This is a genomic window from Vibrio sp. SCSIO 43133, assembly GCF_023716845.1.
GTDB lineage: Bacteria > Pseudomonadota > Gammaproteobacteria > Enterobacterales > Vibrionaceae > Vibrio > Vibrio mediterranei.
On record NZ_CP068025.1, the window covers coordinates 1311212 to 1321811 of the forward strand.

At 44.9% G+C, this 10600-nt stretch carries 7 protein-coding genes; 2 read left to right on the forward strand and 5 right to left on the reverse strand.

The window, feature by feature from the left end; translation table 11 throughout:
* The first annotated feature begins 86 nt into the window (after positions 1-86).
* Together malT and JKJ11_RS22750 are read left to right on the forward strand one after the other, a co-directional pair.
* On the forward strand, positions 87-2795 hold the full coding sequence (malT, locus tag JKJ11_RS22745) for an HTH-type transcriptional regulator MalT (protein WP_038227535.1): 2709 nt from the start codon (positions 87-89) through the stop codon (positions 2793-2795).
* A 251-nt stretch (positions 2796-3046) separates the two neighbouring features.
* Positions 3047-3253 (forward strand): hypothetical protein, encoded by a 207-nt coding sequence (locus tag JKJ11_RS22750; protein WP_038227536.1) that lies wholly within the window; start codon positions 3047-3049, stop codon positions 3251-3253.
* A gap of 72 nt (positions 3254-3325) precedes the next feature.
* Here the strand turns inward: JKJ11_RS22750 and JKJ11_RS22755 are convergent, their stop codons facing one another.
* The 5 genes from JKJ11_RS22755 to JKJ11_RS22775 all read right to left on the reverse strand — a co-directional run bounded on the left by JKJ11_RS22755 (position 3326) and on the right by JKJ11_RS22775 (position 10557).
* Positions 3326-5020, reverse strand: coding sequence for a hypothetical protein (locus JKJ11_RS22755; RefSeq protein ID WP_252039284.1), 1695 nt, complete (start codon positions 5018-5020; stop codon positions 3326-3328).
* A 221-nt stretch (positions 5021-5241) separates the two neighbouring features.
* Positions 5242-6711: a TolC family protein gene (locus JKJ11_RS22760; RefSeq protein WP_252039286.1), complete on the reverse strand. Its 1470-nt coding sequence runs from the start codon at positions 6709-6711 to the stop codon at positions 5242-5244.
* The gene (locus JKJ11_RS22765; protein ID WP_252039287.1) at positions 6712-8058 is read right to left on the reverse strand and encodes an HlyD family type I secretion periplasmic adaptor subunit; all 1347 of its coding nucleotides are present in this window, start codon (positions 8056-8058) and stop codon (positions 6712-6714) included.
* On the reverse strand, positions 8055-10238 hold the full coding sequence (locus tag JKJ11_RS22770; protein ID WP_252039289.1) for a peptidase domain-containing ABC transporter: 2184 nt from the start codon (positions 10236-10238) through the stop codon (positions 8055-8057). The genes JKJ11_RS22765 and JKJ11_RS22770 overlap by 4 nt, the downstream gene beginning before the upstream one ends.
* A 31-nt stretch (positions 10239-10269) precedes the next feature.
* Entirely contained in the window at positions 10270-10557 is a 288-nt protein-coding gene (locus JKJ11_RS22775) for a hypothetical protein (RefSeq protein ID WP_031493268.1), read from the reverse strand.
* Positions 10558-10600: the final 43 nt, after the last annotated feature.

A 10600-nucleotide genomic window follows, 5' to 3' on the forward strand; every position in this document is an offset into this window, starting at 1 on the left:
ACCATCGAACGTGCAATAAAAAGCTTTGGTGACTCGCTCCCTACTCCCCGACGGAGTAGAACATAATAAATTGGTAGGAAATATCTATGTGGATTCCTTCAAAACTAACTCGACCTGGACGCTTACATAACGCGATTGTGCGTCCACGAGTATTGGACCTGCTAGCACAGGCTCCATTTTATAAGCTTGTACTTTTTCGCTCGCCCGCCGGTTACGGCAAAACAACGATGGCAGCTCAATGGCTATCAGATAAACCAAACGTTGGCTGGTACAGCATCGATGAAAGTGACAACGACCCGTTCCGCTTCGTCAACTACCTATTGCAGGCCATCAACAAAGCCACGAATAACACATGTCCAAATGCACAAACCTTGGCAGAGCGTCGTCAATTCTCTTCACTCCACTCCCTGTTTAGTGAAGTGTTTGCTGAACTGACGAGCTATCATAACGAGTGCTATATCGTCCTTGATGACTACCATTTAATCACTGACGAAGAGATTCACGAAGCGATGCGCTTTTTCCTTAAGCACATGCCAGATAATGTTACTCTCGTGGTTACCAGTCGAGGTAACCCTCCTTTAGGCACAGCGAACCTCCGTGTGCGTGACTTAATGATCGAGATTGGCAACGAGCTACTCGCTTTTGATACCGAAGAGACCACGCGTTTCTTTAGCCAACGACTCGCAAGCGATATCGACAATGAGACCGCCGACTCATTGCGTACTTACGTTGAAGGCTGGCCATCTGCATTGCAGTTATTTGCACTACAAGCACAGCACCAAAAACGTACTCTTGCCCAATCGGTCGAGACTATTTCTCAATTCAACCATGCACACCTTTGGGACTATTTGGTTGAGGAAGTGTTTGACCTGTTAGATAAAGATACCCGCAAGTTCTTGATGCAGTGTTCAGTACTCGATCACTTCAATGACAGTCTGGTTATCGCCCTAACCAAGCGCGACGATGCGCTAAGCATGATTGAATCTCTTAACCGATTCGGCCTATTTATCTACCCACTTGAGGGAGAAAATAACTGGTTTAGATTCCACAATCTGTTTGCCGAGTTCTTATCCCATGAGCGCAAAGCGCGTATTCCTCAGCAGGAGCACGAGCTTCATTTGGCAGCAGCCGAAGCTTGGCTAGAGCAAAAAGTGCCTCACCAAGCACTGCGTCATGCTCAACTGGCCAATAACAGTGAGTTGGTTGCGAAAATTTTAAGCGAGTTTGGCTGGAAAATGTTCAACCAAGGTGAGCTTGCAACTCTGGAAGGAGCCATTGCGGTCCTGACCCAAGACCAATTATATAGCCAGCCAAAGCTGTGTATGTTGCAGGCGTGGTTGGCGCAAAGTCAGCACCGCTACAACGATGTTGGCGAGCTGATTGCTAAAGCCGACAAAGAAATGGAAACGCGCAACGTTGAACGCTCGAAGAAGCAAGAAGGTGAATTCCACGCGCTGCTAGCTCAAGTTGCCATTAACCAAAACTCACCAGAAAAAGCGCTTGAACTTGCCGAGCAAGCATTGAGTGAACTCGACCATTCTGTTTATCGCAGCCGTATCGTGGCAACTTCGGTGGTGGGTGAAGTGAATCACGTCATCGGTCAGCTTAGCCGTGCTTTGTCGATGATGCAGCAGACTGAAAAGCTCGCGCGTCAGTACCATGTCTATCACCAAGCACTGTGGGCCCAGCTTCAGCAGAGTGAAATTCTGATTGCACAAGGCTACGTACAAGCCGCGTTCGAAATTCAGGATAGCGCACTGAAACTCATCGAAGAACAGCAGCTACATCAAGTCCCATTGCATGAGTTCTTACTGCGTGTTCGTGCGCAAGTATTATGGTGCTGGAACCGATTGGATGAAGCTGAGGAGTGTGCTTATAAAGGGCTTGATGTACTTGGCAACCATTCACCGAGCAAGCACCTTCATAGCTACTCAATGATTGCACGCATCGCAATTGGTCGCGGGGAGCTCGATAAAGCCGCTAAGTTCATTGAGCAGATCCAACATCTGATGAAACAGTCAACTTACCATGTTGATTGGACCGCAAACGCCTCATTATCGCTGCTCCTCTACTGGCAAGCACGCGGTGACGTGGACTCCATCGAACAATGGCTAGAAACTGCGATTCGACCAGACAACGCTTGTAACCACTTCGAGCAGCTTCAGTGGCGAAACATCGCTCGTGCCCAAATCAACCTAGGCCAGTTCGAGCAAGCTCAGCAAACTCTAAACTATCTCAATGACAAGGCAGAAGCCCACCAGTTAGTGACCGATCGCAACCGCAACCTGATTGTGGAAGCGGTACTCAATGTGCAAAACCAGGATGAAGAGACCGCCAAAGCTCTGCTAAAAGAAGCGTTAGTCTTAACGAACCAAACTGGCATGATTGGTAATTTCTTAGTCGACGGTGCAACCATCGGCCATCTGCTTGAGAAACTGGTCTCTAAGTCTGAATTAGGGGATTTGGAGCGTCATCGCGCACAACTATTGATGAAAGACATCAATACCACGCAGCGTAGCCGTTCCGTCCACTTTAACGAAGAGTTTGTGGAAAAGCTAATCAACCACCCGAATATCCCTGAGTTAGTACGCACTAGCCCTCTAACACAAAGAGAATGGCAGGTTCTTGGTTTGATATATTCCGGGTTCAGTAACGAGCAGATTGCTCAAGAGCTGGACGTCGCAGGTACAACAATTAAAACACATATCCGTAATTTGTATCAGAAGCTCAATATCGCAAATCGTAAGGAAGCAATCAGCACCGCTGAGAATCTCTTGCAGTTGATGGGATATTAGTAAGCCAGCCAACAAACAAAGCCCGAGCGTATAGTTCATACACTCGGGCTTTTTCATGAAGTCCTTACTGATACAGTTTAATCTACACCGTATCAACACACTCAAACCAAGCCAATATTTAATTTAATGGAATATTTTGTTTCATTTTTTATAATTTAATAGTATGTTAATTGTACAGTTTCTCATGCGAGATCCAATGCTTGTAACGTCAGATCTCACGCCCAGAACCACAAACGTAGAGGAGAGCATGTATGGATTTACAATCAAACCATTACCAGCAAGAACATTGCTTAATTAACACTTCTACTTCTGAGGTGATTCGGGGCAGTGTCTTTGAATTAGCGCAACAGCTAGGCTGTCGCGTGGAAACCATTCAGGCTTTAGTCCTTAACGCAAAATCGAATAACAAGTATTGGGGACAGAATGGGTTTTCAGGGTACGAACCTTACGTACCCTGAGTCTGGTAAATTGTGGAAGTGATTACCAAGTAGTGGTTGATGTTTAAGAAAAGCTGGAGTGTGTGCCTGAGCCTAATTGAATCGTTTGGACAAACAAACAATACCTCGACTCTCTCCTAATTGATCTCCCATAGGAACCTCTACTGCGTCCATGGCGTTATCACCGAAAGTCAATTGCCAAACTCGATACCCATGAGGCTCGTCTCGAGATAAGAATACTTTTTTGGGAAGTTCTGCAATTAGCTGATGAGCCCCTAGGAAGTCCCATAGCTTTTGATACTCAGCCTTCTCTGCGAGAATTCCACCATAACTCTTACATGTATTTCGAATGTCCCAGGCATTGGCTTTATAATTCAAAAGTTCATCGGCCAGAACCTTATAGTTTGTATCTCCAATTCGGTATGTCTTAGAAGGTATAAGATCATCTTTCTGTATAAGAATAGTTCCCATATAATCATCTTCCTTACCTTTCGCTCTAACATACAAAGGAGCCTCCGGTAGTTTGGAGAACTTGAGCACTACTGAGTTAGTTCCTTTGGAATACGAAGATTGAAAACTTACTTCAGACGCAGATAAAAAGTCCACATCAATTGTGTCATCCTCATCTTCACCTACTGGTCGAGAAAAGGTTAGCATCACTTCGTTCTTTGCTAGCGTCTTTTTCTCTATAAGAACGGAAGGTAACTTCATTTCGGTTACGTTCTTTCTATCATGCTCTGTAACATGAGTTTCCATATAAGACTCGCCTTTCCCATACTTATCTCCCGTAATGGCACTCCATGCCCATGAAGCTTGGGCACCATAGGTCATTCCAGACTCATGACTGAAACCATAAGCATGAGCTACTTCATGCCATATGACATTGTAAGCTTCATTCGTATAAGGCCGATTAGAATCAACCGTTGGGTCCACTACCTCCCACCAAGCTGATGCCCATCCCCCCCTATTTGACAAGGCTTTGGTTATATCAGGTGATGTCCCTCCGCCCATACCGTGGGCAGCATAGTGAGCGGTCATCACACGCATTGATAGGCGATGGCCTTTAGAGCCATACTTTAAAAATGCCATTTCTGAATAGCTAAGTTTTTTGTCTGTCCATGACTTACAATCATATTTCTGGCATTCCTCTGGAGTGGCGAAATATTTGTTCAAGTTGTCTAAAAAGCTCTTACGATTAAATGAATTATGCATATTCGTTAGCATGGTTTCATAAACTTGTCTTTGCTCTTTCGTTGGCGTGGCATAACATGCCTGGCCAGGACTCTTTAAAGAACAATCTTCACCGCTCATGGTTACTTCAGGTGTAAACAGTCGCATTTGGTTCACAACCTTGATATGTTCTAATGTCGTCGTTCCGGAGGTCAGTCTCGCTTGGCTATACGCTGGAATTTCTTGGTCCAAAACAATTGTGACAAGACGCTGGTCGTCGCCTATCCGCGCTATAAAACGATTTACCGGCTGCGGAGTGCTATTCGTCAATAGAGCATCTACGCCTTTTTGCTCTATTTTCATCTCGGAGAATGCGAACGTATCAGGTGTAGCAATTGGTGTGATATCTCGTGGAGTTATATCCACTCGCGGAAGTTGAGCAGGGCTAACTTCATATTGAGTGCTGAAACTCTTTTCATTTATCGCTCGCCCCGTATGAGAATTAGAGTGTTGACTACCTTGATTGTTATGGGCATCAAAATACCCATCATCGCTATAATTACAACCAACCAAACTAACCGCACTGCCTAACATTGTTATTAATAGTTTATTTTTCATACACATCCCTCATATAGGAACGCGATTGTCATTCGGCATACATTGAAAATAAAGATAATATATGGAATGTGATTATTTAACTTACTGATAAATATTTATCTCAGATTCGAATGATTTAAAATTATCTCGGCTCTATTCAATAATAAAAAGGGCCGTGACTCAATTAGCCACAAATTCAAAAAAACATTTCGCCTCTGAAGTTACATCCTATTGTTTGGTGTTTAAGTAAGAGGTGGAGTGTGTTGTGTGAGCATTGCAGAAACTCGAACTGGCAGGTCATCGAGCCATGCCTCGACGGTTTGTTTGAACTGTTCATTGCTTGCCACATTGGATGTGGTGGGAAATAGGTCGACACCAACTTGCTCCAACATTTTGAGAGTCGAGCTTTGATATTGACTATGTGCTTGTGCCTTTTTCACTCTTGCGATGATCAGCTGTACCTTGGCTTTGTACACTTCTAGTTCATCCATTAACTCGTAACTCAAACGATCTGAACGAAGCTGCACTATTTCCTCTAACGTTTTTTCGCGTTGAGATTGAATCTGCAATCGCAGCCTATCTGATTGGTAATCAATATTCGCAGCACGAACTTGCCCGATGATCGCTACCGCATTGGCTAGCGAGGTTAACTTCTCTAATGCTTGTTTCTGCTCCAACTCGTCCAGTTTTGCAGGCAATGTCAGCAACTCGATCACCTTAATCGCTAAATTTAAATCTACCTGAAACCACTCATTATTACGCAAGTTAGGATCAGAGTCGTAGTAACTGGAATAACCCACTGAGAAATTTGGCAGTGCCTCAAGCCAAGCTCTTTTGATCTCAAGACCGGCGTTGCGAACTTGATACATCGACTCCATTAAGTCAGAACGATGATAGAGCGCGAATCGTTCAAGCTCCGGAAGGGCAATATCCTCAATGTTCAGCCCCAACGTGTTGACACCTTTGTGCTCAAGAGGAATATCTAGGCTTGGCGCACTTATCAGTACCATGAGGTCTTGCTTGGCGCTCAGAAATTCCTGCTCTACATCTTGCAGTTGTACCCTGAGGCTTAATATTTGCTCTTGATATTGCAATAGGACTAAGGGGTCAACCAACTCTGTCTGCTCCAGCGCTTTTGCTTGGTCTAACATCTCACCTAATGTCTGCAGCGTTTGGCGAGAGATCGACACTTCTTGTTCCATGGCAGAAACTATTAGGTAGGCACTTAGTACTTCTCTAACAATGCGGCTCATCACCCTTCTTTGTTGCTGCTGTTCCATTAACAGGTCATTGCCAGCTTGCTGCGCGCGTAAATATGCTTGACCAAGATCTAACGAGGACCAAGAAATAGTAGTGGATGACGAATTTTTGTCTCGGGCAGGAGGAAGTACGTCTACTGCGCCACCATCGTTGTTGCGCACATAGCGATTGGAGTTCGAATCTAGCTTGGGTAAAAAGCCAAACATGGCGTTATTTAACGCTGATTGACCGATTAAATTCTTGTATCTCGCTTGCTCAATTTCCAGATTATTTTTCAGCGCTAAAATCACCGCATCCGACAGTGTGAGAGGCTTGTTAATTTCTATCTGCGTGTTTTGAATCCAGTTAAGTTGCTGCAGTACTCGCAACTCTATTTGTTCATCAGATACTTTGTCTGGTGTTACTGAGCACCCGGCAAGCAACACCACCATTACCACCAATAATCTATTCATTTATGGCTCCCTAAAGCTCTCATCGAGCGCTCTCGCAATCGGGAACAAAATGTACGAGATCAATGCTCTTTTGTCGGTTTGGATATTAGCCTCAAGCGACAAACCAGGCTGTAATCGAAATTCCTCCGGTTTATTTCGAATACCATCAACACTAGTGATATCAATCCAACCTCGATACGCTAACCCTTCTTTCCCATAGACATCGTCAGTTAACACATCCTCACTTACTTGGCGCAGCTTGCCTTGCATGGTGCCGTATTTGGTAAAAGGTAACGAATCCAACTTAATGGTCACCTCATCCCCCAATGTAACTTGGTTAATATCGGCTGGATTCAAATCAACCACGATTTCCATTCGCGTGTTAATAGGCACAATCTCATATAGGAATTCGTTTGTTGCCACATAGGTTCCCGAAGTCTTATCTGCGACTTTAAGGATAATACCGTCAATGGGGGCATGGATTTTTGAAAGTCTCTGCTGACTTTGCGCCGACACTAATTGCTGCTTCAACGCAATGTACTCTCGCGTAGCACTAACCAGTTGATCGGAAACGTCCACTTTGTGCTGACTGATGTAGCGCTTGAGATCACTAAGCGTCGTTTTTGCTTCAGTAGTCAGAGAGGTAATGCCACTGAGAAGTGACGTCTTTTTTCTTTGCAGTTCAAGGAGTTGTTTTTGAGAATCTAGAAATGCCTCTCGCTTTGGTCCCGTGCGTCTGTACTTGTCCTTTTCCTGCTCATATAAACGTCGCCTCTCTTTAACCAGCGACGTTTGCAAACTGATTTGTTCGATGACCACCGATTGCTCTTGGTGCAAGCTTTGGATTCGTTCATCCAGCGACAGCAAGGTCTCTTTTTTGGCCGCAATAGTGGCACCGTATGCCCCTTTTCTCGCGTCAAACAGAGTCATTTCTAATTTCTGCGCTGAGCGAGGCGGGTTTTCTATTAAGTAAGGCGTCTCGGCAAGCTCTGCCTCCAAGCGACGAATGCGTTCTTTAAGGCGCGTCATTTGATATCGAGTAACGTGAATATCCGAATCGATCGCTCGACCATCGATAACAGCAATAAGATCACCTTTTGCTACTTGGTCGCCAACTTGAATGACAAACTGCTCTAAAACGCCCTCGGCTTGACTTTGAATGACTATATTTTGTGCCATAGGTTTAACGTGGCCACGAGCAACAACAAAGGTGTTTACCTTAGATACACTGGCCCAAATAATCAGTAGAAATAAAGCACCTAGAATCACCCAAACAGAAAGCGAAACCAGCCGATTAGGGTAAGAATGACGAATTTGTTGCCATAAGGGAGCATGGTTTAACAGCTCATCCTTGTGCTTAATATTCATGAGGCCACGATCTCCTCAGGTTGTTCGAAGCTAGGTTGTGCAGACTTATGCTCAATGGACGCATGCTGTTTATGCCACAACTGCTGATACAAATCGCATCGTGCTAACAGCTCCTGATGAGGTGCAAAATCTACTAGCTCACCATCTTTGAGAACAAGGATTTTGTCCATGTAAACCATGGAAGATAAACGATGAGAAATGTTAATTAGCGTTCGCCCACGAGCAAGCGCATGAAGGTTGTTAAGTATGTGCTGCTCACTGTCGGCATCAAGTGCACTCGTAGCTTCATCCATTAACAATATTGGAGGGCTATTTAGTAACGCACGCGCAAAGTTGAGTCGCTGCCGCTGACCTCCCGACAAATTGCTGCCATTTTCTTCCAACACCGTGTCGTAACCCATAGGGAGTTTATCGATAAAACTATCGGCGCCAGTGAGTCTGGCAACATCGATGATCTCTTCCAACGATTTGCTCGGGTTGGCTTTAGCGATATTGTCTTTTATCGTCCCTCGAAACAGGAAGCTGTCTTGCAATACAATGCCGATTTGGGAGCGAAGATACCCCGGTTCATATTCGCGTAGTTCATTATTATCAATACGAATCGAGCCTTGATTCGGTCGATAAAATCCGAGTAGCAAACGAGTTAATGTGCTCTTTCCTGAACCACTAGGGCCTACAATGCCTATTTTCTGGCCTTGATGAATATGTACGCTGAGCTGATTAATCGCGGCAGGCAAATCAGGTGCATACTGAAATCCCAACTGACTGATGGCGATTTCCCCCTTGATTGGCGACGTCACTCCTCCTTCTCTCACCCGCTCTGGAGGACTATTAAGCACTCGACCTAGCATATCAACACTAATGGATATCTGTTGAAACTTGCTAGTTAGTCCAATGAGTTGCACCAAAGGCCCTGCAATACGGCTCGCCATGATGTTAAAGGCAATTAAAGTACCTATCGTCAGCTCCCCAGCTAATACCAACTGAGCACCAAGCCAAATGATCACCAATGACATAACTTTTTGCAAAAAGCCACTGATCTCATTGATGTAACCACTCCACCGGCCAACGGTGTGCTGACGAGACACTACATCAGCCGTTACATCCAGCCACTCTTGTTGCTGACGTTTTTCTATCGCCATACTTTTTATGGTTTCCATGCCTTTCACATTTTCAACCACTATGGATTGTCGCTCTGCTTCCGAGAGATAAAGCGCCTCTAGCTGGCGTCGATAAGGCCGAAGAATTGCGAATAATGCCATCATAATGACGCAGCAAAACCCAGCCACAATCCAAGTGAGCGTAGGGCTGAAAAACCACATCACAGGAAGCAACACCACCACTGACGTGAGTTCAATCAGGGTAAACAATAGGTTGCCAGTGATAAACTCACGAATGCCACTGGCTTCTTGAACTTGCTTGGCGAGCTTGCCGGATGCCACCTTGTGGAAAAAAGCCAGCGGTAGCCGAAACAACCTACGGCAAGTCAAGTGTGCTATTTCGATATCCAATCGTGCCACTGAGTGTAAAACGATCAGATTGCGGATGAACGCCAATACACCACTGATTGCAAGAGCGGCAATAGCAGCGATGAAAAGCACGTGTAAAGTGGCGTAGCCGGAATAGCCAATAACCTTGTCGAAAACAATCATGGAAAATAACGGTACGACAAAGGCGATGATATGCAGAAAAAGAGACACTGCTCCTATAGTGTAAAGTAAGCTTGGCTGCTTAAGTGCTTCGTGGAACAACCAGCCAAAACCAAAGGGTTGTTCGATGCCAACATCCACACCGAGAGGTCTAACAAAAATCACATCTCCTTTCCAACAGCGACGAAAGGTAGCTTCATCAACCGACAACAATTCTGTTGATTCTGCCTTAGGGTCTTGAATCAGAACTTCTAGTTTGCCTTCAGACGTAGACTGAACGCCAGCAGCGATAACAAAGTCACCGTGCTTCAATTTAAGAATAACTGGGAACGCAGCGCCCAACTTAGATAGTTGTCGCCAACGCAGTTTTTCGCATTTGGCATTAAGCCCAGTTTGATTAATCAGCAGCGTTAAATCGAGCGAACTCATGTAATCTTCCTTGATTTCATGATCCCGCTTTAAAGTATCGACAGAGTGATAAACCTGATAATACCTAGCGATAAGAACGTACGCCTCCAATGCTGTGTTCATATCTATTCCTACTATTTCAGTGATGATGCAATTAGCTAAAACTTGGCGCTAATGTGGTTTTCTCTTGGTCGCTACTTGTACCTTCGGCCGGCTTCTCAGTAATCAAACCTCTACTTTTCAATTCTTCGAGTAGCTGAGTGTGGGTTTGCCAGCTTCGTAAAAACGCATCGGGAGACATCACCAATCGCAAGTTATGCTCCTTTGGAGGCTCTTTACCGCTAGTCTCTGGGTCTACCGCAAAGGTGTAGAAATCCATGCGAATATTGCCCGCGATAATTGCGACGTTTTCAATACCATCAATGTAATGTTGATCTGCCATGATTTTGCTTTCCTTATTTAGAAAAAAAAGGCCTGACTCAATC